Source organism: Neobacillus muris, from assembly GCF_943193175.1.
Taxonomy (GTDB): domain Bacteria; phylum Bacillota; class Bacilli; order Bacillales; family Cytobacillaceae; genus Neobacillus; species Neobacillus muris.
This window is the reverse complement of sequence record NZ_CALPDF010000058.1, coordinates 1-26,442: the sequence shown is the minus strand read 5'-3', so window position 1 is coordinate 26,442 and position 26,442 is coordinate 1. Positions and strand designations below refer to the sequence as shown.

Below are 26,442 nucleotides of genomic sequence, written 5' to 3'. Positions count from 1 at the left end.
TGCGGGGCCTTTTCACCAATAAAATGGAAAAGCACCTACCCAACCTATTGAATTTTCATAGAACTTTTGACACTACCCGTTATAAAAGATGTTTTTTTCCAAATTCTGTTTTATCGTTGAGACTTTGAACAAAGAGCTTCAATATTTCGATTACCCCTGTCACATCTTGAAGATTAATCGTCTCAATGGGGGTATGGGTATACCGTGTTGGAATGGATAAGTTGGCCGTTGCTACTCCTAATCCTGAAAATGAGATAAAGGCATTCTCGGTGATCACCCCGATTGCCACCTCTCGCTGATAATCGATTCCGTTTTCTTCCGCAACTGTCAATAATTGATGGAGCAGTCGCTCGTCCGGCAGGACTCCAGCCAAGGTCCCCCTGCCGTGGAAATTCATAAATGTAAATGCAGGGCCGCCGCCGAGTGTTACATCGGAAATTCCTTGCATATCGGGGGTATCACACGCTGGTGTTACATCGATCCCAATCGAAACATCTGGAGAAATTTTTTGGATAACAGGCATGATTCCTCTAATATTGAATTCTTCCTGAACACAAGCCACTATATGGATATCCCATTGCAAATCTTCTTTTAACACATTTAATTCTTCTGACAGCTTCAATAAAACAGCACAAGCTGCCCGATTATCCATTGATTTATTGGCCGCCATCTCATTTGGAAGCTCCATGAAATCAGCATGGTAGGTGATAAAGCTGCCAACATTCACGCCCATTTCGATGGCTTGCTTTTTAGATTTTGCTCCAATGTCCACATAAAGCTGGCTGGGACTCGGGATCTTCCCCTTTGATTCGGGGGCGGTAAAATGGTGGGAGGTGATACCGATTAACCCAGGCAGTGTCCCTTTTCTTCCTAACACGTCAACTCTTAAGCCAGGGAGCACGTTGACGTGAACTCCACCAATTCGATCAACGCGGAGGAAGCCATTGTCTTCGATCTTTCTTACAATAAACCCAATTTCGTCCATATGGGCAAAGATAATCGCCTTTTTAGCGTGAGGATGATGGGTGAGAAAGGAACAGGTGACATTTCCTAACGTATCGACTTCTACTATATCCCCATACTTTTGAAAAAAAGGAACCATGTATTGAATGACTGGATCTTCACGGGAACTGACGGCTGATAGAGAGGTTAAATCCTTGATAAGAGTTTTTAAAGTTGTCATTGGTTACCCTCCGATAAAACAAAGGATTGGATGCTGTCCAGTACCTCCTCAACCTTCTTTGATTGCAAAATGGCTCTTAATAATGTTGGGGTTTGAATGATGTGCATGAGCTCTTTGAGGATCTCTAGGTGGCTTTCGGCTTTTGTTAAGGCGAGAAGGAAAACGATTGAAACATCTACTTGATGATCTGGTACTCCCATCATTTGAAAAGGAACTGGTTGAGAGAGGATCAAAATGGCTACCTGGTTTTCAATGACAAATGGCGATTCGGTATGTGGAATGGCAACGCCCGCCCCTTGTGTCGGCAGCCCGGTTGGAAACTCTTTTTCTCTTTGGAGCAGAGCGTCTTTAAAGGTATCCTTTACGATGTTTTTTTCAAAAAGCCGATCGGCTGCAAAAGAGAGAATTTCGGCGTTTGACTTGGCGTCATTTAGAAAGAAAATAGATTCAGGTTTGATTAAATTCATCAGTTGATTCATATTACACATCCTTTTTGGCATTTATTCTCTTTCTGTAAGCCCAAAGACTTAATTATTAGATTTTTCTATTCAACAAACGTTACTTTTGTCTTTCTTAGGAGCTCTGGTGATATAGGGTGATTTTCCACCTTATCTGTGATGATTTCGTTGATTTGTTCAAATTCACAAATCTTGACTAATGCTGTTTGGGTGAATTTGGTGTGATCTACTACCGCAATTACTTCCCGTGAGTTGGCAATGAATGCTTTTTTTACCTCGGCTTCTTCCAAACTGAAATCTGTAGGGCCGTAGTTGTATTCCATACCGGCAATGCCAACGTAAAAGCGGTCGAAATTAAATTTATTTATGGTCTCAATCGCCAGGGTGCCAGTGAGAGACATTTCATTTTTTCGAATCAATCCGCCTAATACATAGACTTCAAGATTTCCTTTTGAAAGAATCGTAGCTACTTGGAGGGAAGAGGTAAAAACAGTAATCCCTGATTTTTTTACGAGTTCTTTGGCAATTTCCATCGTGGTTGTTCCCACATCTAATGCAATGACTTCACCTTCATGAATCTGGTTTGCCACATACTTGGCAATTTTCCTCTTTTCCGTGAGATTTTGCTTCTGACGGGCATTAAATAATGGCTCAAACCCAAATGAAGGGAGGGAGGCTTTCCCACGCTCTCGTATGATTAGCCCTTGCCTTTCCAGAACAACTAGATCCCTGCGAATGGTTACTTCAGAGACTTCTAGTTGGGCAGCCAGTTCCTCAATGCATAATGGAGAGGTTTCATTTAAAAGGTTTAAAATCGATTTTTGACGTTCAATTAACATAATCCATCAATCTCCTTGGATCAAATTTATCATATCTAATCATAAATAATCAATATTAATCATGAAATAATCAGGAAAATATCCTGACCGGTGAACCAAGGGGACGGTTCCACTAGGGTAGCCAAGGGGACGGTTCCACTGGAGTCATGAAAAATGAATGAATTTTTTTAAGAACTGATGTATGATAGGGTTGACATAAATAGTCTGTCATTTTTTCTCCCCATTTGGACCCCTAATGTATGATGCCTTTTCATCTCTTTCAAACTTTTTACCTCATTCCACTCATTTTTTCTACTTCACTTTTTCTAGCACAGCCATCCACAATTAGCTGCACGTCCATCTGTTATTCAACTCCCAATGATTTATAAAAGAAAATGCAATGAAATGGTTTAAGGAGGTTTGATGCATTTCATGGAAATAAAGCAATGCAAACGACTATTTTTTCCCTTAGGTGATAAACATGCCTCGTAAAGCCAGAGTAAAGAGCAGGAGCGGTATCTACCATATTGTATGGAGAGGGGCAAATAGACAAGAAATCTTCCATGACGACCGTGATTTCCAGAACTTCCTTGATATTGTACATAAATATAAGATAAAAACGAACATAGACGTTTATGGGTGGTGTTTAATGAGCAATCATGTTCATCTGCTGATACGAGAAGGGAATGAGGATGTATCGGTTACGATGAAACGGATTGGCGTCAGTTTTGTCTATTGTTATAACCGGAGATATGGAACTTGCGGCCATCTTTTTCAGGATAGGTTCCACAGTGAAAATGTAGAAAATCCCGCCTATCTATTTACCGTGGTCAGATACATTCACCAAAATCCGTTAAAGGCCGGAATGGTCAAACGAGTAGAGGAATGGAGGTGGAGCAGCTACCTATCTTATTTGGGTGCAGGGGATCAAGCAGGAAGAGAATTGCTGGATACAGATTTCATTTTAGGGATGTTTTCAGAGAATCGGATGCTAGCCAGAGAGAGATTCAAAGAATTTAATGAAAGCGTTAATGAAGACCAGTGTCTGGAATACGAGATAAAAGGTAGAAGGTTGACGGATGAGGAAGCAAGGGAAGTGATTAAAATACTGCTAAATGGGATCGAGATTGCCCAAGTTAAGAGTTTGCCAGGTTACGAAAGAAAGGAAATTCTCAAGAAAACAAAAGAAATCAAAGGATTGTCGCAGCGCCAAACAGCAAGAATCCTTGGCGTTTCACGGAAGCTGATTTCCAAAGCATAGGTGATGGTTGAGTTTAATGGGAACCGTGAGAACCGTCCCTTGTGGCGTCCCCAGTGGCAATGGAGGAAAATTTTTTGATAAAATACATATATTGATTGCAAAGCTATGCGCATGACGGGGAGTTTTTGTCAGACCATGGGGTGGATTCTGAAGGCATGAAAGCCATGAGAACCGTCCCCATTGGCACCATTGGCACTCAATGAAGGAAGGTGCTTTTCTATGATGAGAACAAGCTCAAGGAAAAGAAAGTCCATAAAAAAACGGGTCCTTTATTCTGTCCTTTTTCTGGCGATTGTTCTATGTACCGCGATTTATGTATTTGGAGGGGATGGCAAGGGGACTCAGTCGGGAAAGGAAAAGACCGTTACCACGCCTTCTAATAAGAAACCTTCGGACGAACAGACAACAACCAATCAATCGGCAGTCGTCAAACAAGTTTTTTCATTATCTAAAGAAGGAAAAGTCTTGAATTGCCCCTTTATTTCAGGTAACACCACCAGCCAGACCGTAGAAAATGCATGGGGAACGCCCACTCAATCCACCCAAACCGCCGCTGGCCTATTCAATGAATATACGAACCATCATGTGACCGCGGGCTATCAAGGGGAAACGTTAAATGATCTCCGTTCTAATGATCCGGAGATTCAGAGCATTGATTATCATGAGATCAAAAAAGTAAGTGGAGAACCTGATGAAGTCCGCTATTACAAGGATCAGACCCATGATCAGATCATTCTGGTTTACCATGTTACTTCTTCATACCAATTAAAGTGGATCCTGCCAAAACCGAATGATCAGAATCCCAATCCAAAAGTAGACCATATTTCGGTCTATACGCAGGTGGAAAATCAAGATCCGGCCAAAACTATCTCAGAAATGAGCCTGGATGAGAAAATCGGCCAGATGGTATTAGCGGGCATTTCGGGAACAACGGTGGATGCTGACACAAAGAAATTAATAACCAGCTATAAAGTGGGCGGAATGATTCTTTATAGTGAAAATTTAGTTAATCCTCAACAAACGGTCCAGCTTTTAAATCAACTAAAATCCGATAATGTTTCCAATCCGCTGCCACTTCTGTTAAGTACTGACCAGGAGGGCGGAAGCATCACAAGGCTGCCTGGCGGACTTACTAATTTTCCGACTAACCAAGAAATTGGGGGCCTCCATAATCCAGAGTTCTCCTATAAGATCGGGACATTATTAGGCAGAGAGCTAAAGGAATTTGGTTTTAACCTTGATTTTGCCCCTGTAATGGATATTAATAGCAATCCCCAAAATCCGATTATTGGGGACCGGTCATTTGGAGATAACGCTGATATTGTCAGCAGGCTTGGGATTCAAACGATGAAAGGCATTCAATCACAGAATATCATTCCGACTATCAAGCATTTTCCTGGGCACGGAGATACTTCCGTTGATTCTCATCTGGAGCTTCCAATCGTGTATAAAAGCATGACAGAATTAAAGAAACTGGAACTTATTCCATTTGAGCGTGCCATTGATAACGGGGCTGACGTGGTTATGGCTGCCCACATCCTTCTACCCAAACTGGATGCCGATTATCCGGCATCGATGTCAAAAACCATCATTACGAATATCCTGCGGAACCAGCTCCATTTCAACGGCGTTGTCATAACCGATGATATGACGATGAAAGCCATCACCAATCACTATGATATTGGCAAAGCGGCCGTGGACTCAGTCAAAGCAGGCGCGGACATCATTTTAGTAGCCCACGATTATAACAAAATAATCGAGACGATTTCTTCGATAAAAACAGCTGTTCAAAATGGAGATATTTCCGAGCAGCGAATTAACGAAAGTGTTACTAGAATCATCAAACTAAAGAAGAAATACGCCCTAGACAATTCAACAGCAGGAAATGTGGATATTTCCCAACTAAATCAAGCGATTGAGGAGGCCATGGGGACGGTTCTACCGGAGCCATGAAAAAATGGATCATAATTAGTCGTTCATTTTTTCTTCCTTCGTGGATTCCCTGTCAAATGGCTATTTTTCCTTTCTTTTCAGACTTTTCCCCTCATTCTATTCCTTTTTCCAAGTATTAAACTTCGCTTTTAAAACACGAAAGCCGCGCTGCAGCAAGCAAAGGAGCGGCTTTCGTGCCTCACTTTTATCTTAGTTGCTCTAGTGTCAGTCATAATTAAATCTGAATGTAAATTTTTTCCTTTTTTCAATAAAAAATACCACCTCGCCCCTTGATTTGTCATATTGTATTAGTGTACTATTTAATTAGAACACTAATACAAAGTGTGCAAGGAGGTTTTAAGCAGATGTCTGCTTTTCAAGGATTGCTGAAAAAGGACTTTGCTATGTCAAAGGGTTGGTTCCTTTTTTGGATCATCTTTATTTCGATATTTTTACTACTGCCGCTCGCACTGGAGAGCTATTTTAAAACTCCGCTATCCTTTCTTCCGGTTGCGGTATTCCTGCTGCTGCTGTTTCACGCTTTTTTCCTGCCGGGAATGGTATTGTCCATGCTTCGGCTGGAAGGGAAGACACAATTATGGCTCTTTAACCCGCAAAGCAGCAAGGCGTTATTGTTATCGAAGCTGGCAGTCGGCCTTTTCTATCAAGTAACGGCACAGGTTTTTTTAACCGCTGTCGGGCTAGTGATATATCAATTTTACAAGCAGCAGCTTCATATTGAATCGTCCGATTTGTTTGCCGGAACGATCATCTTCAATGCCGGCCTGCTTTTGTTCAGTTTATATGTGTCGTGCTGGGCCCTGTTTTATTGGACGGTCTTTCACTCTTTAAAGAAATTTCCAGCGATAAAAAACTGGCGCTGGCTCGTGCTGGTGCTTCTGTTTTTTCTCTATAATGCCATTTGCATCCTATTAGCAAGGCTCGAATTTTTTAAGGAAATGATATACAAGTGGACCATACCAGTATTGGCGGGGCTTAATTTTCGCTACGAACAAGACGGATGGGACATCTATTTGCATGCAGCTGATATTCCGGTGCTGGGACTTCTCCTCTATGCTGTCCTTGCTGCCGGCTTATTCTTGATTTCTTGTTGGTTACTCGACAGAAAAGTTGAGGTGTAACGGCGATGACAAAAGACTTTCAAGCATCTAAGCCAATCTATCTCCAAATAGCCGACCACCTGTCGTCCCAAATTGTAAGAGGAGAGCTGAAAGCAGGAGGAAAACTGCCTTCTGTACGAGAAATGGCGATTCAATCAGGTGTGAATCCTAACACCATACAAAGAACTTATAGTGAGCTGGAGAGGATGGGGATCGTGGAAACAAAGCGGGGGCAGGGGACCTTTGTGACAGAAAATGAACAGGTCCTGCAAGCATTAAAGGTTCGGCTGCAAACCGATATTATTGGGGGATTTGTTGAAAGCATGAAAGAGCTTGGTTTTACCCAAAAGGAAATGATCGAGGGCTTACAGCAATTCTTTAGGAGGAATCAGGAGTGACCATTCAACTAAAGGACATTTCGAAGCGATATGGCAAAGATTTTTCTTTGAAAAAGGTTTCCCTCACTTTGGAAACCGGAAAAATTTATGGGCTTCTTGGGCCAAATGGCAGCGGAAAATCAACGATCTTAAAAATGATGGCGGGGCTCGTTTATCCGGACCTCGGCCAGGTGGAAGTGAACGGTGAACCAGTGACTCGGAAAATTAGCCAGCACGTTTCTTATTTAACGGAACTGGATATGTTTTATCCCTCCTTTACAGTGGGAAACATGGTGGACTTTTATGCCTCTCAATTCGTTGATTTTGATAAGGGCAAGGCGAAGCTGCTTTTGCAGGATATGAAGCTCGATGCTGCCAAAAAAATCAAGCAATTGTCCAAGGGGAATCGCGGCAGATTGAAATTGGTTCTGGCTTTGGCAAGGAAGGCACCGGTGCTGCTGCTAGATGAACCATTTTCCGGATTGGATCCAATGGTGCGCGATTCGATTGTGAAAAGTCTCTTATCCTACATTAATTTTGAGGAGCAGACCGTGATGATTGCCACCCATGAAATCGATGAAATTGAGCCCCTTTTAGATGAGGCTATTGTGATTTTACAAGGAGAGATCATCGAACAGAAGAATGTGGAGGATCTTCGAGAAGAAGAGGGTTTATCTGTGCTGGAGTGGTTTAAATCGGCAATGGCCAAAAGAGAGGGGAATGTTTATGAGTAGTCCTGTTGTGGAATTGAAACATGTGACAAAGGTGATTAAAGGGAAAACGATCATCGATGATTTAAGCTTTACCATTGAAGAGGGTGAGGTATTCGGCTTTTTAGGGCCAAATGGTGCCGGGAAAACGACGACGATCCGCATGATTGTCGGCCTGATGGGCATCACGTCCGGTGAAATTTTAATTTGCGGCCACAATGTGAAAACGGAATTTGAGGATGCCTTACAGCATATTGGCGGGATTGTCGAGAATCCGGAACTATACAAGTTCTTAACCGGGTATCAGAATTTGATGCAATATGCCCGGATGGTTAAAGGCATTTCCAAGCAGAAAATTGATGAAGTCGTGGAGTTTGTCGGGTTAAAGGAGCGGATTCATGATAAAGTCAAAACCTATTCGCTGGGCATGCGGCAGCGATTGGGATTGGCCCAAAGCCTGCTTCATGATCCGAAGGTGATGATTCTCGATGAACCAACGAACGGCCTCGATCCAGCGGGAATTAAGGAGATTCGCGATCATTTGAAAAAGCTGACGAAGGAAAAAGGGATGTCTGTTATCGTATCCAGCCATCTATTATCGGAAATGGAAATGATGTGTGACCGCATCGCGATTATTCAACAAGGAAAGCTCATAGATATTCAACAGGTCCACGATTATGTGAAGGAAAGTAAACAGAAATACTTCTTCGAGTTGGATTGGGAACAGGCTGAGGTTCTTCAAAGCCTCACGATCTCCTATGAAAGGGTTGAAAATGGCATTGAAATCGATCTGGAAAAAGGAGAAGTCCCAGACATGATTCAATTTTTTGTGGAAAAAGGAATTAGGATCTTTGAAGTGAAGCCAATGGCCAAATCGTTAGAGGATCGTTTCTTTGAAGTCACAGCACAGGGGGAGAAGGTTCATGCTTAATCTGATAGTAAATGAATGGATCAAAATATTTAAACGTCCCGGCACCTATGTGATGATGGGGCTGCTGGTTCTGGCCGTCATCGCAACAGGGACCTTAAACAAAATCTATGACAACGGCGATCAAACGGTGAATCCGCAATGGGAACAGCAAGTCCAGCAGCAAATCACACAGGATCAAAAGCAACTAAGCGAGCTGCCTCCAACAGCCGCTACCTATAAGAAAAATTTACAAAGACAAATTGCTATTAATCAATACCGGCTGGATCATCAAATTCCCCCTGACAATGAGGCAACAGGGTGGACGTTTATTAATGACAGCACTTCACTGATTTCGTTTGCTGGTTTATTCACGATCATTGTGGCTGCTGGGATTGTGGCCAGTGAATTTGGCTGGGGAACAGTGAAGCTGCTACTAATTCGGCCGATTAAACGATATAAAATCCTTCTATCTAAATATTTGACAGTTCTTTTATTTGGTCTGTTGATGTTGTTGATTTTGTTTGGCAGTGCCGCAATTTTGGGATTTGCTCTATTTGGGGCAGGTGATGGCAGTACTACGCATCTTGCTTACTCCAATGGAACTGTCGTCGAGCAAAGCATGCTTCTCTATTTAATTAAGACGTATTTCTTGTCGTCCATCGATGTGGTGATGATTACGACGATGGCGTTTATGATTTCTGCGGTATTCCGGAACAGTTCGCTGGCGGTGGGTTTATCGATTTTCTTGTTATTGATGGGCGGACAAGTCACCACCTTGATCGCAACGCGTTATGAATGGGCGAAATATAGCTTATTTGCGAATACGAATTTGACCCAATATACTGATGGGGTCCCATTAGTTGAAGGGATGACTGTAGGTTTCTCTGTTATCATGCTGCTAATTTATTTCTTTGTCTTTCTGCTATTGGCTTTTGGGGTATTCACGAAGAGAGACGTAGCCGCGTAGGCCCAGTGGCTAGCGGGACGGTTCTATTGGAGACGGTTTGAAGGTGATCAAAGGAGGAACTGACTTCAAGAGCCTTGATTGAGGACAGTTTGAAGGTGGTCAAAGCTGGAACTGTCTTCAAGAGCCGTTATTGAGGACAGTTTAACAGTGATCAAAGGTGGAACTGTCTTCAAGAGCCTTGATTGAAGATAGTTTGAAGGTGATCAAAGCCGGAATTGTCTTCAAGAGCCGTTATTGAGGACAGTTTAACGGTGATCAAAGGAGGAACTGTCTTCAAGAGCCTTGATTGAAGGCAGTTTGAAGGTGATCAAAGCCGGAATTGTCTTCAAGAGCCGTTATTGAGGACAGTTTAACGGTGATCAAAGGAGGAACTGTCTTCAAGAGCCTTGATTGAAGACAGTTTGAAGGTGATCAAAGCCGGAATTGTCTTCAAGAGCCGTTATTGAGGACAGTTTAACGGTGATCAAAGGAGGAACTGTCTTCAAGAGCCTTGATTGAAGACAGTTTGAAGGTGATCAAAGCCGGAATTGTCTTCAAGAGCCGTTATTGAGGACAGTTTAACGGTGATCAAAGGAGGAACTGTCTTCAAGAGCCCTGATTGAGGACAGTTAGAAGGTGGCCAAAGCAGGAACTGTCTTTAAGCACACTTCTTGAGGACAGAATGCAGCATATTATGCAGCTACTAACTGTCTTTAAGCGCTCTATTGAAGACAGCCTGATCCTTGAAAAAGACATTCGCCTAGAGAACGAATAGTGGAATGATTTTTAAAAAATACCGAAAGAGACAAGCTTGATTTTTTCAATCCTTAGATATTCTAATGGCCTTTAGCAAGTCTTCCTCCCATAAATGTTTTTGGTTAAATTAGCACATACTTGGAGGTAAATGTCCTGCCTGATCCTTTATTACAGCAGGGGGAGTATTATGAATATAGGATGGAGCTGGCTTCAGCTTTGGTTTTGGGGCAAATGGAACCGGATTCTCAACAAATTGAAATACACCCTCTCCATCCATACTTGGACCATTAGCCCAACGGCCTTCTGCACTTTCGTTTCCGGCTGAAAAGTTAAAAAGAACGTGGGATACTTGGCGTTTTTCTAAGCTTCGAGGGAATGTACTTGGAACGACAATATTTTCTTTTGCTTCTAACTCTTTTATGGCAGCGATCCATTGGTTTTGATGCATCGTATCGCGGGCTATTAACCAGGACAACATGTCTTTAACACCGGAGTCTGTTGTCATTTCATACAATCTGACAGCCTGTAGTCTCCCTTGAGATTCAGCATTTAGGTTTGCCCTAAAATCGGCCAGTAGATTACCGCTGGCGACAATGTAATCCGCGGTCCATCTATTCCCGACAGAATCAGCGGGCATTGCTCCTAATCCCGAAACAATTGCGTGCTGTGGATTCATTCCACCTAAGATCGCACCAATTACAGGGTCTTTGGCAGCAACTTCCAGATCTCCCACAGGAGCCCCATCTAACAATCTTGCAATCATGGTTGCGAGCATTTCAATATGGGCCAGTTCTTCTGTTGCTGTGTCCAATAACAGATCTTTGTATTTCCCATTGCCCCTGACACTCCAGCCTTGAAACAAATATTGCAGTGCCACTGAAATTTCTCCAAACTGGCCACCCAGTACCTCCTGGAGATTTTTAGCAAACAATGGATCAGGTCTTTCTGGCTTTGCCTGGTACTGCAATTCCTTTATATGATAAAACACTTACACACCACTCCTTATTAGAAATAGGTCTATCTATGAACTTTATATATTATTGAACAATGTTTGCTTGGGTGTATGTCTTATTTATTCCTGTTTAAATCTAGTTGTTTCAATCTATCTGTGAAAGGGACTAGCAAAAAATCTGTCTAAAACTGCGGTCAATTGCCAAAGGAATTGGAAAGGGAATTGCGGCATCTATATACAAGCAAGGGGGGGATTTTGCGGTTGTATCATGAAAGATGGAGATGGAAAATGCATTGGAATTGTCCGCAAAGCAGAGAGATCCTTCACCATTTTCGCAACTGAGTGGGCGGATTAATGGAAGGCGCTGCCTGTAACCACCAGAAAGCGGGGACTGAGGAGGTAAACATTAGGTCTTAAAATGGGTGAGCTGTCCTGACTGGTAAAAGATCTGGAGAATCATTTCTCCAGATCCAGTACGACAAGTTGATCTCCTGCGTCGAGCATGAGTTTCTCTTTAAATGTGACAAACGCCAGACTGCCGTTTTTGCGTTTTATACATAACGGCATTCCATTTAACGGCAGTTCTTCTTTTAACATAGTTTGTTTACTGTCAATTTCAATCGTTTTCATGGTGTAGCCAATGTTGACTTTTTTATTTAACTCCCGAAATGTTGCCCCTTCTCCAAATAACAAATGCGCTTTTATTGCATGTGGAATCTCTTTTTGTTCCGTTTGGCCCATTTCGACAGGCAGGGAAAATGTGTTGTTATATCCGAATTCAGGGATATAGGTTTGGCAAACAAGTGCATTATATGCCGCATCCCCCTTCATGGCTAAAATGGTATCATATGGGGTCATGTCCACTTCGAAATCACTATGCTCCGAAAGAATTTCTCCATGGTACGTTGCAATCCCCAAATTTCTTGCCTGGTACAAATGATCATCGGACGTATCTGTAATCAGGACCGGAACTCCTAATTCTTTTAAATGCTGAGCAAAAGCAATAGAAAAACTGCTGGCCCCCACAATTAGGACACCTGAGAAGCCGGTATTGGCCAGACCCAGCTTTCGGGCCACTGGACCGATTGAAAAACCATGGGCACAAACCGTAATAAACACTAAAGCTAACGTTAGAGATGTTAAGATGGAGGCATTTTGATAACCATCTTCTATTAAAACCTCAGCAAAATACCCCGAGACGGTCAGCGCCACAATTCCTCTTGGCGCTATCCAGCCCACAAGTGTTTTTTCCTGCAAAGTCAGTTCTGTTCCGATCGTTGACAGCCAAATAGACAACGGCCGAACGAGAAAAAGCATGGTCAGGACAAATAAAATAATCGGCCAAGTAAAAATAGCCATGATTGTTTCTCTTGTTAGGGATGCCGTCAACAAAATAAAAACGGTAGAAGTCAGCATAACCGAGATATTTTCCATGAAATGACCAATACTTCCAATGGAATGGACATATTTTTTGGTGCGGGCTAAGGTCAGCCCCATGATGGTTACAGCAAGCATACCCGTTTCATGCATGATGGCTTCGCCAAATGTGAAACAAATCAAGACAAAGCAAAAGATAATGGGCGATTTCAGGTATTCAGGGAACAATCCTTTACCAACAAGAACACTAACGAGTATACCAATTGCATAACCGACCGCAATGGCTAATATGGAATCGACAAAAAACGGAAGGAAGTCTCCAAATTGAAAAGGGCCCTCCGCGGTGATTTTCAGAATCTCATAAGCAAATAAAGCTAGCAATGGACCGATTGGATCCACAATAATGCCTTCCCATTTCAGTACCGAAGAAATTCGCGGAGGTAATTTTGCCTGCCTAAGCAATGGGATAATGACAGTAGGCCCTGTCACTACAAATAATCCTCCAATGATAAAGGAGACCTCGAGACTAAGCCCAGCCATAAAATGGGCGGCTAATGAACCACCAATCCAAGCTAAAAGGGCACCCAGGGTCACGATACGGAACACGGACTTGGAGATCCCTTTCAGTTCGCGGATATCAAGGCTTGTACTGCCTTCAAATAAAATCAAGGCAACGGCAAGAGAAATCAATGGACTATAAAGTCCCCCCAGCCCTTCCTGTGGATTGATTAAACCCAGAATCGGACCGATGAAAAGTCCAGCAATCGTCATAATCACAATAGATGGCCACTGAATCCGCCAAGCTAACCACTGTGAAAACATGCCGAGTGCAATCACAATCACAATACTAATCAAAACAAATTCTTGTTGAATATAAATCACCCTTTTTTTATGTACGGATCTCGTGCTTCATTTTACTTAATAGGTCTGGTGTTGTTTTCAATTAAGCGTTTATTTAGATGACAAATTTTTTGCCGGAATGTTGGGGGAAATCCTGTACTACCGGGATTATTAGCTTTTTCAAATAAACGTTTGTTTGACTGACATCTTTTTTGGAAGTATACCATTTAAAAGTAATATGTATCAATGAATACAGTCAAACTAAACAAACGATTGTTAGGTTTTTGTGAAGCAGAGGCGTTGTTTTGTTTGGAAAGGAAAGAAACCCATTAAATTATGGAATGCAGTCTGTCTCATTTCAAAAGCAGCTTGCTCCTGTAATGGACAAGCTGCTTTGTTTTTTCATAAAAATGCGGTTATTTTTTATTGGCTTGACGCCCACTCTTTTTCTGGCTTTGTGAACGGGTGTTTCCGATTTGATATTCATTGCCTAATTCAATATCATTTCTTTTGTCGTGTTTCTCAATTTGTTCTCTCGTTTGATCCCGCTGCATTCCGGAGTTAGTCATAATGGATTCCATCTCGCTTTCAAATAGTAGGTATAAAACGCAAATAAAGTTAAAAAAAGGGTACTGAACAATCAATCAGTATCCCTTTTTTGTGTGGAAAAACAGAAGAAATCTTGCGCTGGTTTGTTCTGAAGATTTTTCTGATCTCACACAACTATTAGTATGACTCAAATGAAATTTTTATATTAGCTGCAATGCGGGGGCGGTTCTTATGGAAAAAAACAGGAGAACCCTCCCTGTAGACTTATTATTGTAGTATGTAAAACGGTTATATGGTACTATAGTCTTATTCTTGTGAAAATTTAAAACAATCTATATTTTTGGTTCACAAACATTGGGGTTACCTATTTTTACATAATGATAGTTGTTTTGAATCGTTTTCATAGGAATGTTATCAATGGGGGAGGTCATTTTTTTGCAAGAGGAAAAACAAGAATTAAAAAGGAGTTTGACCATGAGAAATTTAATCATCTTCGGGATGATTACAATGTCTCCGCTAGCTCCTTACCAGGTTTTTGGATCGGTAGCACAAGCCAGTTATGGGATGGTTCCATTAGTTTATTTAATTGGGGCAATCCTCATGTTTTTTACCGCATTAAGTTATGCTCGTTTTAGTAAAGAATTTCCGTATGCTGGTTCCGTATATTCGTACGTTGGGAAAGGTTTGAATCCGCATATAGGTTTCTTAACTGGGTGGACTATTCTATCTGACTATATATTGTGTCCAGCCTTAATGTGCTTATTTTCAGGTTTATGGCTGACAGGGCTGTTTCCAGGGATTAATACAAAGTTATTAGCCATTGTCTTTATTATTCTTACAGGATTGATCAATATCCGCGGCATTGAATTAAATGCGAAGGTTAACTCCTTCTTATTTTGGTTACAAATTGCAGCATTGGTTTTATTCTTAGGTTTTGCTATCAAATACGTCTTTATCGAGGGTTTAGGAGTTGGCGGTTTCTCAGTAACGCCTATCTTGCAGCCGGAACATATCTCTTGGAATTTTATCGCGGCGGCTACTTCGATGATTTTATTGGGATTTGTTGGATTTGACGGAATTAGTACATTAGCCGAGGAGGTCAATGAGCCGAAAAAGGTTGTGGGGAAGGCCACCGTTGTCGCCTTAGTTTCAACCGCCTTCTTGTTTTTAATTCAAACCTATATGGCTTCTTTAGCCCATGCTAAATATATGAATTTGAATCCAGATATGGCGATGTTTGATATTTCTAGAGAAATTGGCGGGTATTATTTCTATGTTGCCATGATCATGATTAATGTGGTGGCAGTCGGATTAGCTGTCACGCTAAATGTTCAATCAGCGGTGTCTCGTGTCTTATTTGCCATGGGTAGAGATAATTTTCTGCCTGGCTCTAAGTGGCTAAAACATATCCAGCCTACTTTTAGAACACCAGCGAATGCTATTTTATTATCGATGATCATCTCTATCATCCTTATCTTAACTGTACCGATTGGAACCATTTTAATGTTCGTTAACTTTGGTGCCGTTACGGCATTCACGATCCTGAATTTTTCTGTGATGGTTTATTTCTTTTTTAAACAAAAAGAACGGGGAGTCAACGGCTTTTTCTATCACCTTTTGTTCCCATTCATTGGTTTTGCGGTTTGTGCCTTTGTTTGGACAGGATTTGATATGAAAACAAAAGCAGTCGGCATTTCCTGGATCTTCGTGGGGGCAGTAGTTGGCTTTATTAAATCAAAAGGTTACAAACAAGCGGGCCCATCCATTGAAAGCTATAAAATGTAACCCAAATTTGCTAAAAAGAAAATGAATCGAAAATAAGAAATAGAGGGGAATTTTAAAATGAGATTAAAAAATAAAGTAGCGATTGTCACAGGCAGCGCTAGAGGAATTGGCGAGGCAATGGTAAGAGATTTCGTTAAAGAAGGAGCAAGTGTCGTAATCTCCGATATTTTAGAGAAGGAAGGACAAGCCCTCGCCGCTGAATTACAGCAAGAAGGACACGCTGTTTATTTCTTTAAGACGGATGTTTCCTCCGAACAGAATGTTAAGGATCTTGTGGCATTTACTGTTGAGAAATTTGGCCAAATTCATGTTCTTTGCAACAATGCGGCCGTTAATATTCCTGGGTCTGTGACTGAATTAACAGAAGACATTTGGGATAAAACAATGGACGTAAATGTGAAATCCCAATTCCTCGTGTCTAAACATGTCATTCCAATTATGCAGCAATCTGGCGGGGGTTCCATAATTAATACGGCTTCTGCCAATAGTTTTGTTGCAGAGCCGCGGCTTACAGCTTATGTATCTTCTAAGGGAGCTATTCTGATGCTGACGAGAGCCATGGCCTTAGATTATGCAAAAGATCATATTAGGGTAAATTGCATCTGCCCTGGCTGGGTAGATACAACCTTCAATGATGCACATGCCGAATTGTTTGGAGGAAGAGAGGCTGTTTTGAAGGAGTTAGGCGCTGTCCAACCGATTGGCAGACCGATCCAGCCTATAGAAATTGCTAAGGTGGCGACCTTTCTAGCATCAGATGATTCCTCTGCCTTGACGGGTTCGCCAGTTATTGCAGATGGCGGTATTACTGCAGGAATATAAAACCATGGGGAACCATGGGGACGGTTCTGTTGGTCAAAAAAACTGGAGAACCGTCCCTTTGGTCATCAACAAATTTTATGAGTGTATTCTAAAGGCTGTTTGTTAAAAATAAGAATCATCATGTTTCGGTCAGCAAGTATGTTTAATAGGCGGGAGGAAAGGAAACGTGTTTTCTTTCAGAGGAGATGCTCATAAAGTTTTTCTTCAAGTGAAACGAACGGCTGAAAATGGCCAGCCAGTCCGGAATCTAAGGGATTTTGAAGAGGTAGAGAGTATTCAGAAATTATATCAATCCATGGACAGCGGTACATTAAAATTAATCTATTACCGGATGGTCAAAGAAAAAAATGGCTCGGGCATTACGCCTATTTTTGTTACGGCTGTACCCTGGCTGTTGTTTCTGTTTTCCAAACCTTTAGTGGACTACTTATTTAGGGAGGGAAGCTGGCTTTGGCTCATATTTGCCATTATTTATTTTACTCTTCTTATCACGAGTGTCATCCTCCATTTCCGCGAAAAAGCATGGGCTGCCTTTCATATGGAAATCATTCAAGACATTTTGAGTGAAAGGAAAGCCGAAGGGCTGATATGACTAGGTTGTCAATGCTGGTTTAGCTCATGGCCATAGCCAGGTTTGGTCTGTGACCCTACTAACTTAACTGTCGGATAGACTCCTCCAATTGTCGTCTGCCCCTGTCACTGACGGAAAGCCCTCTCCAACTGTCGGATAGGCTCCTGTCACTGACGGATAACCCTCTCCAACTGTCGGATAGGCTCCTGTCACTGACGGATAACCCCCTCCAACTGTCGGATAAACTCCGATCACTGTCGAATCGCCCCTAGTTACTCGCGCATAAGGCTCCCATTAGCGGGATAAAAACAAGTGCAGCAAAAATAGTTGACTTAGAAAGAATATAGAAATATTATAATAATATAAATAATTCAAATTAAATGAATTTTCGATGAGAAGCGGCTTCTTAATGGTGAAATTACCCATTTCATTGTAATTAAGAATACCTAGCTTTCCATTTAAAAGATAAGAATGCATTCTTATTTTTTATGGAGCTGGGTTTTTTTATTTGTGGGGATAAGGAGGGGGAATCATGGAAAACAAAAAAATGACCGTCATCGGGGCAGGGACCATGGGCAGAGGAATCGCTCAACTACTTTCGCAAAACCATGCAAGCGTTCACATCGTGGAACAAAACCGATCCGCCCTGGAGGGGACAAAGCAGCGAATAAGCGAACTATTTGAGTCAGCAAGCTCCTACGGGCTGATCTCAGAATCCGAAATCGATGAAGCCCTTGGCAGGATCACGATTTCAGACAACCTGGAAGACGCCAAACATTCCTGGCTGGTGATCGAGGCCATACCTGAAAACTTAGCATTAAAACAAAGCCTATTTCAATCGCTCGAAGAAATCTGTGCATCCGATACGATTTTTGCCACCAATACATCGGGGCTGTCAATTAACCAGATCAGTGAACCGCTTAAAAGACGTGAACGCTTTATCGGGACCCACTTTTTTATGCCAGCCGACATCATTCCATTAGTGGAAATCATCCGTGGCGAGGAAACCTCCGATGAAGTGTGCCGCCAAGTCATGAAATTTTTCAAAGACATCCATAAGGAACCGGTACTAATCAGGAAGGATATCCCTGGCTTCATTGGGAACCGGATTCAGCACGCCATGGCAAGAGAGGCCATTTCGCTGCTGGAAGCCGGAATCGCCACGGCGGAGGAAATTGATACGGTTGTCCGCTGGAGCCTGGGGGTCAGGCTGCTGTTTACAGGCCCATTGGAACAGCGTGATTTGAACGGCTTGGATGTCCATCACCACATTGCGTCCTACCTTTACAAGGATTTGGAGAATCGGACAGAGCCATCTGAGCTTCTTTCTGAAAAAGTCCAAAAAGGGGAGCTGGGAATCAAATCAGGCAAAGGTTTTTATGATTGGGACCAGGAATCCCAGGCAGACGTCCTGCAAAAGAAAAACGGCCAGCTGCTTCCATTAATGAAATGGCTGCGGCAGCAGGGCTAATCCGGCCGCTTCAGGTCAGCTATTTTTAAAAAAATGAGAGAGGTGTGCTTCAAAAATGAAAACGGTTGATTTATCCGTGCAGTTGTATGACGGTTTAGTCTCTTTTCCCTCCCATCCAAAAGTAGTGTTTATGGATCACATTACCCACGATTTTTCAAAGCCGAGATATACGGCTCCTTGTGAAGGGTACGCCAGCAAAATCTTTATGATGTCCGACCATAGCGGGACCCATATGGATGCGCCCTATCATTTCTTTAAGGATGGGCTAACGATTGAACAGATTCCGATAGAGGCGACGATGGGGGAGGCGGTCCTCATCGATGTCTCCGATAAACATCCGGCCGAGCCGGTTACAAGGGAAATGGTGGAAGCGGTGGTAGAACGGGATCAGCTGGAAATCAAGGAGAATCAAATTGTCCTGTTCCGATGCTGGCCTGGTGAATGGAATGGGGAAGGGTTCCATGATTGCAAGTCGCTTGATGCGTCGATTGGCGAGTGGGTCGTTGAAAACAAGCTGAAAGCCATCGGGCTCGATTTGCCGAACGCCGATATCAATGAAAATATGAGAAGGGATGTCCATCTTGCCCTGCTTAGCCGAAATATCCTCATTATGGAGAACATCGTGAACCTGGAGAAGCTGTCGAAGAAACATTTTTATTTCATCGGAACACCGTTGAATTTAAAGGGATTAACAGGGTCGCCGATTCGGGCGATTGCGGTGGAAGAGTGGTAAAAAATAGAAAGGGTGAACAACATGAAAGCAGTGGTGAAAACGACGAGAGGTCATGGGGTAGAAGTGATCGAAGTAGAAGCCCCTAAACTGAAGGATGATGAAGTGCTTGTGCAGGTAGAAGCAGCCAGCATTTGCGGCAGCGATCTCCACATGTATGAAGGAATGCACGCCTATGAGTGGGTGGCGACTCCTGTGATTCTTGGCCATGAATTTGCGGGAAAAGTGGTCAAAGTGAACAATCCGGCTCATGCGCATTTAATAAACAGCCGGGTCATGATCAATCCCTATGTGCCGTGCGGGGAATGCAAGAATTGTCAGAGGGGCCGGACCAATCTATGCGACCACGGCCAAGGGGCAATGGACAAGGTGCCGGCAAAATCCCTGCAATACGGTTTCCGGCAAAATGGCGGGATGGCAGAGTATGCGGCCATCCATTATCAAAATGTGCTGCCGATCCCTGACTCGATGCCAATTGAGGTGGCGGGAATGCTGGAAGCGCTTGGAATTGGCGTAAGGGCACTAGAGCGGTCTGAGATACAGCCGGGAGATACAGCCGTTGTCATAGGGCCAGGTCCGATTGGCTTGTCGCTGATTGCCTCCTTATCCAACTACAGATTGAAAAAGCTGATTGTCACCGGCCTGTCTGCCGATGAGGAACGGCTGCAGCTGGCAAAGGAATTGGGAGCAACGGATATTGTCTATGCTGATCAAATCCCTGATGTGGAAGCCGTTTCCAAGCTGACAAATGGCGAGGGCGCCGACCATGTGTTTGAAACGAGCGGCTTTCATCAATCCTTGGTTTCAGGGGTCAGAATGTGCACAAAAGGCGGAGAACTATTATTGGTCGGCATTTCCGCCAAGGAAACAGTGCTGCCATCCCATGAAATTGTCCGTGGCGAAATCACGGTAAAAGGCGTATATGGGGTGACAGAACAGACGCTGAGGCAGACGATTTCCATGGCGGCCTCTGGGAAGTTTCCGTATCAAAAACTGATTTCGCATGTCCTTCCGCTTGAAAAAGCAGTCGAGGGTTTTGAGGCTGGGGTTCAAAAGCAAGGGGTAAAGGTGATTTTAAAACCATTATGCTAGAATGAGAGAGGCAGATTGGGCTTCCCAAAAGTTTTACTGGAACTGAATCGGGAATATTCAATATTTTGCGATAACATTGAATGATGAGGAAGACTCTAGTAAAATAATAGGAAAACCGAGGGGGCCGCAAGATGAACTCACAGCTTAAAATGGAGACCGTTTTAGTGACAGCCTATGCAAAGGCGCCGACAGGGAGCGCGATGTTCGAGATTTATAAGCATGCGGGAATCGTTCTGGAAATCAATCCTGTTGACCATTCCATTGTCGATGCGGAATTTACGTTTGTCACAGACTTAGCGAAGGATTTTATTAAACGGCTGGTGGTGGGCTACCACTTGTCGAATGGCATTGATGAACTGGTGAAGCGGATTGAGGAGCATTATTTTGCGCCATCCACCAATTCAGTCATTGTGGCCTTGAAGGCCGCGTACAAACGATATTTTGAAAAGATAAATCAGTTGGAAAATAAAAAATAATTTGACAATTATTCAAAAGAATATTATATTTTTAGTATAAAAATAACTTTTGAGAAGCGTCTTCTTAACGATGGAACTGCCCGTTCCTATTTGACTTAAGAATACCCAGCTTTTCCAAAAGAAACTGAGAAAAAACCTGTTTTTTCTTATTCCTTTTGGCAATCTGGGTATTTTTTTGTGGGAAAATCCCAATTTGGAGGTGATCGGCAAAACAGAACGAATCGTTTTAGTTGCTAGGGTGGAACACAGGGGATCGATCGGCAGCAAATGAGTTCTATTTTACACAGAAATGAAAGCGGTATCTTTAGCGGGTTACTAGAATATAAGGGGGTTCAGCAATGGAGAGAATTACAGGTTTTTTCACGAATCTGATGAGAAGGTATCTTCCGGATCCATTCGTCTTTGCGATTGGATTAACGATTTTGACTTTACTATTGGCCATTTTGATAGAGGGGCAAGGGTTGATTGCCGCCACTACGAGCTGGGGAGCAGGCTTTTGGAATCTACTAGCGTTTACGACACAGATGGCGGTCATTCTTGCGATGGGCTATGTGCTGGCAAAAGCGCCGATCATTGACCGCTTTTTAAACAAAATTGTCTCCCTTGTCCATACGCCAAGAACGGCCATCATTGTTGCCACGCTAGTGGGCGGAATTGGCAGCTACCTGAACTGGGGATTTGGCTTGGTGATTGGCGGGATTATGGCGAAAAAACTTGCCTTAAAGGTGAAAGGTGTCCATTATCCGCTGATTATTGCAGCAGCTTACAGTGGATTCACTTTATACGGATTAGGGTTTTCCGCGAGTATTCCAGTATTAATCTCGACACCCGGCCACCCAATGGAAAAGGCGATGGGCGTGGTGTCCTTGTCGGAAACCATTTTTTCAGCTCCGATGCTGATTACTAGCCTGATTGTCATTATCACGCTTCCATTATTAAATGCTTGGCTGCATCCGAAGAAGAAAGAAAATATTATTGAGATCAACCCTGAAATGGAGGCAAATGATCAAGCTGCCGCCTCCGCTGCTGTCTTGGAAAAGGAAGACGTGACTTTTGCGTCCAAATTAAATAACAGCCGTGTGCTGTCCCTTCTAATCGGAATAATTGGAATCGTTTACGTGGTCGCCTTTTTTAATCAGGGAGGGAAACTGGATCTGAATATGATTAACTTTATCATCCTTTTCCTTGGCATCATTCTATTAGGTACACCAGCCAAATATGTGGCTAGTTTAAATGAAGGCATCAAGACCATCTCTGGGATTATCCTTCAATATCCTTTTTACGCGGGCATTATGGCGATTATGGCAGGGTCTGGGCTGGTGGACACGATTGCTCACTGGTTCGTTCAATTCTCCAGCGCCGCCACCTTGCCGTTCTGGGGACTGGTCAGTTCCTTCATCATCAACTTCTTTGCTCCGTCTGGCGGCGGGCACTGGGTGGTACAGGGGCCGTTTATGATTGATGCCGCGAAGGAATTGGGCGCTTCGATCAGCCAGACGTCCATGTCGGTTATGCTGGGAAATGCTTGGAATGACCTGGTCCAGCCATTCTGGATTTTACCGGCCCTGGCTTTATCGAATCTCAAGCTAAAAGATGTGATGGGCTATACGGTGGTCATGATGTTCTGGATCGGGATTGTCTATTGTGCGGCAACCCTGATTTGGGGATTTATGGGATAAGTAAATAGGAGGATGGAAAGAGGAAATCTTCATGGTGGAGGCGGTTCCCCCGCTTCCACAGGAATGGGATGGCCCAGCCTTTCCAAAAGATGAAGCGCCAAGGCGTTTTCTTTTGGGCGGGCTGGGTTCTTTGTTTATTCAAATGGCGGAGCGTTCGTTTTGCCTATCAATTAAAGAGGTGATGATCATGCAAAAACAGATGAAGGCAGAAGAGGCCGTTCAAAAAATTCAATCGGGCGATACGCTGATGGTCGGGGGGTTCGGCCTTGTTGGCGCTCCCCTCACCTTAATTGACGAATTGACACGGCATGATGCTGGCGGGTTAACGGTGATCAGCAATAACCTTGGCGAGCCTGGCAGAGGCTTGGGGATCTTATTGCGTCAGGGGAAAGTTAAAAGAGCCATCGGATCTTATTTTACAAGCAATCGTGAGGTAGGCGATTTTTATCATCAAGGAAAGCTGGAGATTCAATTACTTCCGCAGGGGACGATGTCGGAGTCAATCCGGGCAGGCGGTGCTGGGATTGGCGGTTATTATACGAAGACAAGTGCCGGTACGGAGCTGGCAAAAGGGAAAGAAGTGAGGGAAATCAATGGCGAACTGTATGTGCTGGAGCTTCCCCTGAAGGCCAATGTCGCCCTTGTCAAAGCGGCAAAAGCGGATACGCTTGGCAATTTGGTCTATTACAAAACAGCACGAAACTTTAATCCGTTAATGGCTGCGGCAGCGGATTTTGTGATTGCCGAGGCCGATGAGATTGTCGAGGCCGGTGAGCTTTCACCTGAAGAAATTGTGACGCCGCATTTGTTTGTTGACGCCATTGTAGAAAGCCGATTAATTTTAAGCAAAGAGGGAGTGGTTTCCAAATGACCAGAGACAGCCAAATGATGATTGCCAAGCGGGCAGCGGCAGAATTGCAGCCACACTCTGTTGTCAACCTGGGAATCGGCATTCCCACCCTTGTCGCTAAATATGTCGAGTCCGATTTGGTTTATTTTCATACAGAGAATGGGATGCTCGGGGTCCAGGAGCTGAGGAATGAAGCGGAGTTTGATCCAAGCTTGGTGAACGCGGGCAAGCTGCCGATTTCAGAGGGGATTGGCGCTTCTTATTTTGATAGCGCCGAGTCGTTTGGAATGATCCGCGGCGGGCATGTGGATGTGGCGGTTCTCGGTGCCTTGCAGGTGGATGAACAGGGGTTTATTGCCAACTGGGCGATTCCCGGCAAAAACATTATGGGAGTCGGCGGGGCGATGGACCTGCTCAGCGGCGCCGGAAAAGTCATTGTCACTACTAATCATACGGCGAAAAATGGCGATCCGAAAATTGTCCATACCTGTTCCTATCCGATTACGTCGCTGCGCAAGGTAGATATGATCATCACGGAATTGGCCGTGTTTACGTTTGAAGCTGGCAAGCTCGTACTGAAGGAGCTGATGCCGGGTGTGAATCTGGCTGAAGTCAGGGAAAAGACGGAGGCGGCGTTTGAAATCAGTGAACAGATTACAGCTGTACGTTAGGGGGATGGAATGATGGAGAATCGAGTATTTGTTGTCCGTGCACAGAGAACCGCGGTTGGAAAAATCGGCGGGGCCTTGAAGGACCTCCAGCCGGATGAGCTATTGGTGCCATTATTTGCGGATTTGGCCGCAAAGAGTCTGCTGCCCATGGAAGAAGTGGATGAAGTGATTATAGGCCAGGCTAAACAAAGCCAGGACCAATCCAATATTGCAAGAAAGGCGCTTCTAAAGGCGAACCTGCCTGAATCGCTGCCGGGCTATACCGTTCATCGTGCCTGCGGTTCCGGCATGCAGGCCATCCATAATGCTTTTATGGCGATTCGCTCTGGGATGGGCCATGCGTACATGGTTGGGGGCGTGGAGAGCATGAGCGCTGCCCCTTATTATATCCGCAATGCCCGCTACGGCTTTCTTTCCGGGAACGCTGAAATTTTGGATCCGAACAAGGAAAGCCAGCCGGGTTCGCAGCCTGAAGAAAAGTATGGCCGTTTGGTGATGGGAATGACCGCCGAGAATCTTGCCGAGGATTATCGGATCTCCCGCGAGGAACAAGATGCGTTTGCCTATGAAAGCCAAGTAAAGGCCCATGCGGCGATCCAGGATGGTGCGTTTGAGGAGGAGATCATCCCGGTGACGATTTTTCCAAAGAAGGGCGAGCCGATTGTGTTTTCTGTGGATGAGCACCCTCGGAAGACAACTTTGGAAAAACTGGCTGCGCTTTCGCCTGCCTTTAAAAAGGGCGGGACGGTAACCGCAGGCAACTCGTCGGGGTTAAATGACGGGGCCTCGATGCTGCTCGTGGTGTCGGGTGAGATGGTCAAGAAATATCAGCTTCAGCCATTAGTGGAAATCACGGCGCTCGGCGTTTCAGGAGTACGTCCGGACCGGATGGGAATCGGTCCTGTGGAGGCAGCGGAACGGGCGTTGGAAATGGCAAATATCGGCATAAATGATCTGGATTTGGTAGAATTAAATGAAGCGTTTGCAGCCCAGGCGCTGGCCTGTTTAAGAGAATGGAAGCTGCCGATGGAAAAAGTGAATGTCCATGGCGGAGCGATTGCTCTTGGCCACCCAATCGGAAACAGCGGTGCGAGAATTTGTGTGACGTTGATTCATGCGATGAAAAAAAGACAAGCGAAGTGGGGGCTTGCCACATTATGCATCGCCGGCGGGCAAGGGATGGCCACCGTATTCCGGTCAGTGGATTGAATCAGGGAGACGGTTCGTTTTAGTAGAATACTAACTGTTTAGGAGATGGGTACATGACAACCGAATTTAATGGGTTAGAATTTTTTGAACGCGTTTATGGGCAGGTGCCGGATTGGGCAGCCAAAATGCATTATTTCGCCCCGAAAGCGCTTGAATATTATACCAAGTTGCGGGGCGAAATTCTGGTGGACGGGGCCCTCAGCAAGAAGGAAAAGGAATTAATCTTAGTCGGGATTAATGCAGCACGAAGATATGAACGAAGCATGATTTACCATACAAAAGGGGCAATCGATTCAGGAGCAACCATCGAGGAGCTTGCTGATGTACTGTCTGTATGCATTATCTCCAGAGGCATCCCTGCTTGGTTTACAGGTGTAGAGGCAATTAAATATGCCATTTCTTATTGTGGAGACGGGGAGACGGCTGCAGCAGAAGCGGCACCGGCTTTAACGGAAGACGACTTTTTTGCCTCGTTGACAGACTATAACGGTTATTATAAACAGGAGACAGGCGGGGAGGTTCCGAACTGGGTCAAGGTGTTAAATCAATTTAACCCTGCTTGCCTGGAAAGATACACCGATTTGCGAAGATCGGTTTTACGGGATGATGTTGTTTCCCGCAAATTAAAAGAGCTTGTATTGGTGGGCATTAATGTCGCGGAAATGTACCCAAGAGGGATTGAACTTCATATGAAGGGTGCGAAACGGTTTGGTGCGACGGATGCGGAAATTGCCGATGTCTCTCTAGTGGCGCTGCTGACGGCCGGAATTCCCGCATGGTTTGAAGGAAGCGATTTTTTATCAGTAGAATAGCAGGTTAGGTAGTGTCAAAAGTTCTATGAAAATTCAATAGGTTGGGTAGGTGCTTTTCCATTTTATTGGTGAAAAGGCCCCGCA

The 26,442-nt window shown here is 44.0% G+C and carries 27 protein-coding genes; 20 read left to right on the top strand and 7 right to left on the bottom strand.

Going from position 1 to position 26,442, the window contains the following annotated elements; all coding sequences use genetic code 11:
* Positions 1-79: 79 nt before the first annotated feature.
* The 3 genes from NFS43_RS22720 to NFS43_RS22710 all read right to left on the bottom strand — a co-directional run bounded on the left by NFS43_RS22720 (position 80) and on the right by NFS43_RS22710 (position 2,480).
* A complete protein-coding gene (locus NFS43_RS22720; protein WP_251555212.1) occupies positions 80-1,183 on the bottom strand; it encodes a M42 family metallopeptidase in 1,104 nt (367 codons plus the stop codon).
* Positions 1,180-1,662, bottom strand: coding sequence for a PTS sugar transporter subunit IIA (locus NFS43_RS22715; protein WP_251555211.1), 483 nt, complete (start codon positions 1,660-1,662; stop codon positions 1,180-1,182). The genes NFS43_RS22720 and NFS43_RS22715 overlap by 4 nt, the downstream gene beginning before the upstream one ends.
* Positions 1,663-1,727: 65 nt before the next feature.
* Positions 1,728-2,480 carry a DeoR/GlpR family DNA-binding transcription regulator gene (locus NFS43_RS22710; protein ID WP_251555210.1) on the bottom strand — a complete coding sequence of 251 codons (753 nt, stop codon included), beginning with the start codon at positions 2,478-2,480 and terminating at the stop codon, positions 1,728-1,730.
* 460 nt (positions 2,481-2,940) lie between these two features.
* Between NFS43_RS22710 and NFS43_RS22705 the strand changes: the two genes are divergently transcribed.
* From NFS43_RS22705 to NFS43_RS22670, 8 genes are all read left to right on the top strand, one after another.
* Positions 2,941-3,720 carry an REP-associated tyrosine transposase gene (locus NFS43_RS22705; RefSeq protein WP_251555209.1) on the top strand — a complete coding sequence of 260 codons (780 nt, stop codon included), beginning with the start codon at positions 2,941-2,943 and terminating at the stop codon, positions 3,718-3,720.
* Positions 3,721-3,942: 222 nt separating this feature from the next.
* A complete protein-coding gene (gene nagZ / locus NFS43_RS22700) occupies positions 3,943-5,673 on the top strand; it encodes a beta-N-acetylhexosaminidase (RefSeq protein WP_251555207.1) in 1,731 nt (576 codons plus the stop codon).
* A gap of 344 nt (positions 5,674-6,017) precedes the next feature.
* Positions 6,018-6,794 carry a hypothetical protein gene (locus NFS43_RS22695; protein WP_251555205.1) on the top strand — a complete coding sequence of 259 codons (777 nt, stop codon included), beginning with the start codon at positions 6,018-6,020 and terminating at the stop codon, positions 6,792-6,794.
* 5 nt (positions 6,795-6,799) lie between these two features.
* The gene (locus tag NFS43_RS22690) at positions 6,800-7,171 is read left to right on the top strand and encodes a GntR family transcriptional regulator (RefSeq protein ID WP_251555203.1); all 372 of its coding nucleotides are present in this window, start codon (positions 6,800-6,802) and stop codon (positions 7,169-7,171) included.
* On the top strand, positions 7,168-7,884 hold the full coding sequence (locus tag NFS43_RS22685) for an ABC transporter ATP-binding protein (protein ID WP_251555202.1): 717 nt from the start codon (positions 7,168-7,170) through the stop codon (positions 7,882-7,884). The genes NFS43_RS22690 and NFS43_RS22685 overlap by 4 nt, the downstream gene beginning before the upstream one ends.
* Positions 7,877-8,791: an ABC transporter ATP-binding protein gene (locus NFS43_RS22680; protein WP_251555200.1), complete on the top strand. Its 915-nt coding sequence runs from the start codon at positions 7,877-7,879 to the stop codon at positions 8,789-8,791. The genes NFS43_RS22685 and NFS43_RS22680 overlap by 8 nt, the downstream gene beginning before the upstream one ends.
* Positions 8,784-9,737, top strand: a complete 954-nt coding sequence (locus NFS43_RS22675) for an ABC transporter permease (protein ID WP_251555198.1) — start codon at positions 8,784-8,786, stop codon at positions 9,735-9,737. The genes NFS43_RS22680 and NFS43_RS22675 overlap by 8 nt, the downstream gene beginning before the upstream one ends.
* 598 nt (positions 9,738-10,335) lie before the next feature.
* On the top strand, positions 10,336-10,491 hold the full coding sequence (locus NFS43_RS22670; RefSeq protein WP_251555197.1) for a hypothetical protein: 156 nt from the start codon (positions 10,336-10,338) through the stop codon (positions 10,489-10,491).
* 108 nt (positions 10,492-10,599) lie between these two features.
* Here NFS43_RS22670 and NFS43_RS22665 read toward each other — a convergent pair whose 3' ends face one another.
* From NFS43_RS22665 to NFS43_RS22655, 3 genes are all read right to left on the bottom strand, one after another.
* Positions 10,600-11,460 carry a manganese catalase gene (locus tag NFS43_RS22665; RefSeq protein ID WP_251555196.1) on the bottom strand — a complete coding sequence of 287 codons (861 nt, stop codon included), beginning with the start codon at positions 11,458-11,460 and terminating at the stop codon, positions 10,600-10,602.
* Between the two features lie 420 nt (positions 11,461-11,880).
* The gene (locus NFS43_RS22660) at positions 11,881-13,623 is read right to left on the bottom strand and encodes a cation:proton antiporter (protein WP_251555215.1); all 1,743 of its coding nucleotides are present in this window, start codon (positions 13,621-13,623) and stop codon (positions 11,881-11,883) included.
* 434 nt (positions 13,624-14,057) lie between these two features.
* Entirely contained in the window at positions 14,058-14,195 is a 138-nt protein-coding gene (locus tag NFS43_RS22655) for a hypothetical protein (RefSeq protein ID WP_251555195.1), read from the bottom strand.
* 469 nt (positions 14,196-14,664) lie between these two features.
* Here NFS43_RS22655 and NFS43_RS22650 point away from each other — a divergent pair, with 469 nt between their 5' ends.
* From NFS43_RS22650 to NFS43_RS22640, 3 genes are all read left to right on the top strand, one after another.
* Positions 14,665-15,975: an APC family permease gene (locus NFS43_RS22650; protein WP_251555194.1), complete on the top strand. Its 1,311-nt coding sequence runs from the start codon at positions 14,665-14,667 to the stop codon at positions 15,973-15,975.
* A gap of 57 nt (positions 15,976-16,032) precedes the next feature.
* Complete coding sequence (locus NFS43_RS22645; protein WP_251555193.1) at positions 16,033-16,797, top strand: SDR family NAD(P)-dependent oxidoreductase; 765 nt, start codon at positions 16,033-16,035, stop codon at positions 16,795-16,797.
* Between the two features lie 166 nt (positions 16,798-16,963).
* On the top strand, positions 16,964-17,389 hold the full coding sequence (locus NFS43_RS22640) for a hypothetical protein (protein ID WP_251555192.1): 426 nt from the start codon (positions 16,964-16,966) through the stop codon (positions 17,387-17,389).
* Positions 17,390-17,452: 63 nt separating this feature from the next.
* On the opposite strand, the gene NFS43_RS22635 is transcribed toward NFS43_RS22640, so the two are convergent.
* A complete protein-coding gene (locus NFS43_RS22635) occupies positions 17,453-17,623 on the bottom strand; it encodes a hypothetical protein (protein WP_251555191.1) in 171 nt (56 codons plus the stop codon).
* A gap of 277 nt (positions 17,624-17,900) precedes the next feature.
* Here NFS43_RS22635 and NFS43_RS22630 point away from each other — a divergent pair, with 277 nt between their 5' ends.
* From NFS43_RS22630 to NFS43_RS22590, 9 genes are all read left to right on the top strand, one after another.
* Complete coding sequence (locus NFS43_RS22630; protein WP_251555189.1) at positions 17,901-18,839, top strand: 3-hydroxyacyl-CoA dehydrogenase NAD-binding domain-containing protein; 939 nt, start codon at positions 17,901-17,903, stop codon at positions 18,837-18,839.
* Positions 18,840-18,894: 55 nt separating this feature from the next.
* On the top strand, positions 18,895-19,572 hold the full coding sequence (locus NFS43_RS22625) for a cyclase family protein (RefSeq protein ID WP_251555188.1): 678 nt from the start codon (positions 18,895-18,897) through the stop codon (positions 19,570-19,572).
* A 21-nt stretch (positions 19,573-19,593) separates the two neighbouring features.
* The gene (locus NFS43_RS22620) at positions 19,594-20,661 is read left to right on the top strand and encodes a zinc-dependent alcohol dehydrogenase (protein WP_251555214.1); all 1,068 of its coding nucleotides are present in this window, start codon (positions 19,594-19,596) and stop codon (positions 20,659-20,661) included.
* A gap of 131 nt (positions 20,662-20,792) precedes the next feature.
* Complete coding sequence (locus NFS43_RS22615; protein WP_251555187.1) at positions 20,793-21,137, top strand: DUF3870 domain-containing protein; 345 nt, start codon at positions 20,793-20,795, stop codon at positions 21,135-21,137.
* A 338-nt stretch (positions 21,138-21,475) separates the two neighbouring features.
* On the top strand, positions 21,476-22,816 hold the full coding sequence (locus NFS43_RS22610) for a short-chain fatty acid transporter (RefSeq protein WP_251555186.1): 1,341 nt from the start codon (positions 21,476-21,478) through the stop codon (positions 22,814-22,816).
* A 187-nt stretch (positions 22,817-23,003) separates the two neighbouring features.
* Positions 23,004-23,687: a CoA transferase subunit A gene (locus tag NFS43_RS22605; protein ID WP_251555213.1), complete on the top strand. Its 684-nt coding sequence runs from the start codon at positions 23,004-23,006 to the stop codon at positions 23,685-23,687.
* Entirely contained in the window at positions 23,684-24,337 is a 654-nt protein-coding gene (locus tag NFS43_RS22600; protein WP_251555185.1) for a 3-oxoacid CoA-transferase subunit B, read from the top strand. Before NFS43_RS22605 ends, NFS43_RS22600 begins: the two co-directional genes overlap by 4 nt.
* 12 nt (positions 24,338-24,349) lie before the next feature.
* On the top strand, positions 24,350-25,546 hold the full coding sequence (locus NFS43_RS22595; protein ID WP_251555184.1) for a thiolase family protein: 1,197 nt from the start codon (positions 24,350-24,352) through the stop codon (positions 25,544-25,546).
* A 53-nt stretch (positions 25,547-25,599) separates the two neighbouring features.
* Entirely contained in the window at positions 25,600-26,358 is a 759-nt protein-coding gene (locus tag NFS43_RS22590; protein ID WP_251555183.1) for a carboxymuconolactone decarboxylase family protein, read from the top strand.
* The last annotated feature ends 84 nt before the right edge of the window (positions 26,359-26,442 follow it).

Excerpts from the sequence above, each read along its gene's own strand:
- NFS43_RS22625 (WP_251555188.1), top strand. The coding sequence starts at position 18,895 with ATGAAAACGGTTGATTTATCCGTGCAGTTGTATGACGGTTTAGTCTCT.
- NFS43_RS22695 (WP_251555205.1), top strand. The coding sequence starts at position 6,018 with ATGTCTGCTTTTCAAGGATTGCTGAAAAAGGACTTTGCTATGTCAAAG.
- NFS43_RS22610 (WP_251555186.1), top strand. The coding sequence starts at position 21,476 with ATGGAGAGAATTACAGGTTTTTTCACGAATCTGATGAGAAGGTATCTT.
- NFS43_RS22595 (WP_251555184.1), top strand. The coding sequence starts at position 24,350 with ATGGAGAATCGAGTATTTGTTGTCCGTGCACAGAGAACCGCGGTTGGA.
- NFS43_RS22705 (WP_251555209.1), top strand. The coding sequence starts at position 2,941 with ATGCCTCGTAAAGCCAGAGTAAAGAGCAGGAGCGGTATCTACCATATT.
- NFS43_RS22660 (WP_251555215.1), bottom strand. The coding sequence starts at position 13,623 with ATGTTTTCACAGTGGTTAGCTTGGCGGATTCAGTGGCCATCTATTGTG.
- NFS43_RS22605 (WP_251555213.1), top strand. The coding sequence starts at position 23,004 with ATGCAAAAACAGATGAAGGCAGAAGAGGCCGTTCAAAAAATTCAATCG.
- NFS43_RS22650 (WP_251555194.1), top strand. The coding sequence starts at position 14,665 with ATGAGAAATTTAATCATCTTCGGGATGATTACAATGTCTCCGCTAGCT.
- NFS43_RS22680 (WP_251555200.1), top strand. The coding sequence starts at position 7,877 with ATGAGTAGTCCTGTTGTGGAATTGAAACATGTGACAAAGGTGATTAAA.
- NFS43_RS22715 (WP_251555211.1), bottom strand. The coding sequence starts at position 1,662 with ATGAATCAACTGATGAATTTAATCAAACCTGAATCTATTTTCTTTCTA.
- NFS43_RS22620 (WP_251555214.1), top strand. The coding sequence starts at position 19,594 with ATGAAAGCAGTGGTGAAAACGACGAGAGGTCATGGGGTAGAAGTGATC.
- NFS43_RS22675 (WP_251555198.1), top strand. The coding sequence starts at position 8,784 with ATGCTTAATCTGATAGTAAATGAATGGATCAAAATATTTAAACGTCCC.
- nagZ (WP_251555207.1), top strand. The coding sequence starts at position 3,943 with ATGAGAACAAGCTCAAGGAAAAGAAAGTCCATAAAAAAACGGGTCCTT.
- NFS43_RS22590 (WP_251555183.1), top strand. The coding sequence starts at position 25,600 with ATGACAACCGAATTTAATGGGTTAGAATTTTTTGAACGCGTTTATGGG.
- NFS43_RS22655 (WP_251555195.1), bottom strand. The coding sequence starts at position 14,195 with ATGCAGCGGGATCAAACGAGAGAACAAATTGAGAAACACGACAAAAGA.
- NFS43_RS22690 (WP_251555203.1), top strand. The coding sequence starts at position 6,800 with ATGACAAAAGACTTTCAAGCATCTAAGCCAATCTATCTCCAAATAGCC.
- NFS43_RS22630 (WP_251555189.1), top strand. The coding sequence starts at position 17,901 with ATGGAAAACAAAAAAATGACCGTCATCGGGGCAGGGACCATGGGCAGA.
- NFS43_RS22710 (WP_251555210.1), bottom strand. The coding sequence starts at position 2,480 with ATGTTAATTGAACGTCAAAAATCGATTTTAAACCTTTTAAATGAAACC.
- NFS43_RS22615 (WP_251555187.1), top strand. The coding sequence starts at position 20,793 with ATGAACTCACAGCTTAAAATGGAGACCGTTTTAGTGACAGCCTATGCA.
- NFS43_RS22645 (WP_251555193.1), top strand. The coding sequence starts at position 16,033 with ATGAGATTAAAAAATAAAGTAGCGATTGTCACAGGCAGCGCTAGAGGA.
- NFS43_RS22600 (WP_251555185.1), top strand. The coding sequence starts at position 23,684 with ATGACCAGAGACAGCCAAATGATGATTGCCAAGCGGGCAGCGGCAGAA.
- NFS43_RS22720 (WP_251555212.1), bottom strand. The coding sequence starts at position 1,183 with ATGACAACTTTAAAAACTCTTATCAAGGATTTAACCTCTCTATCAGCC.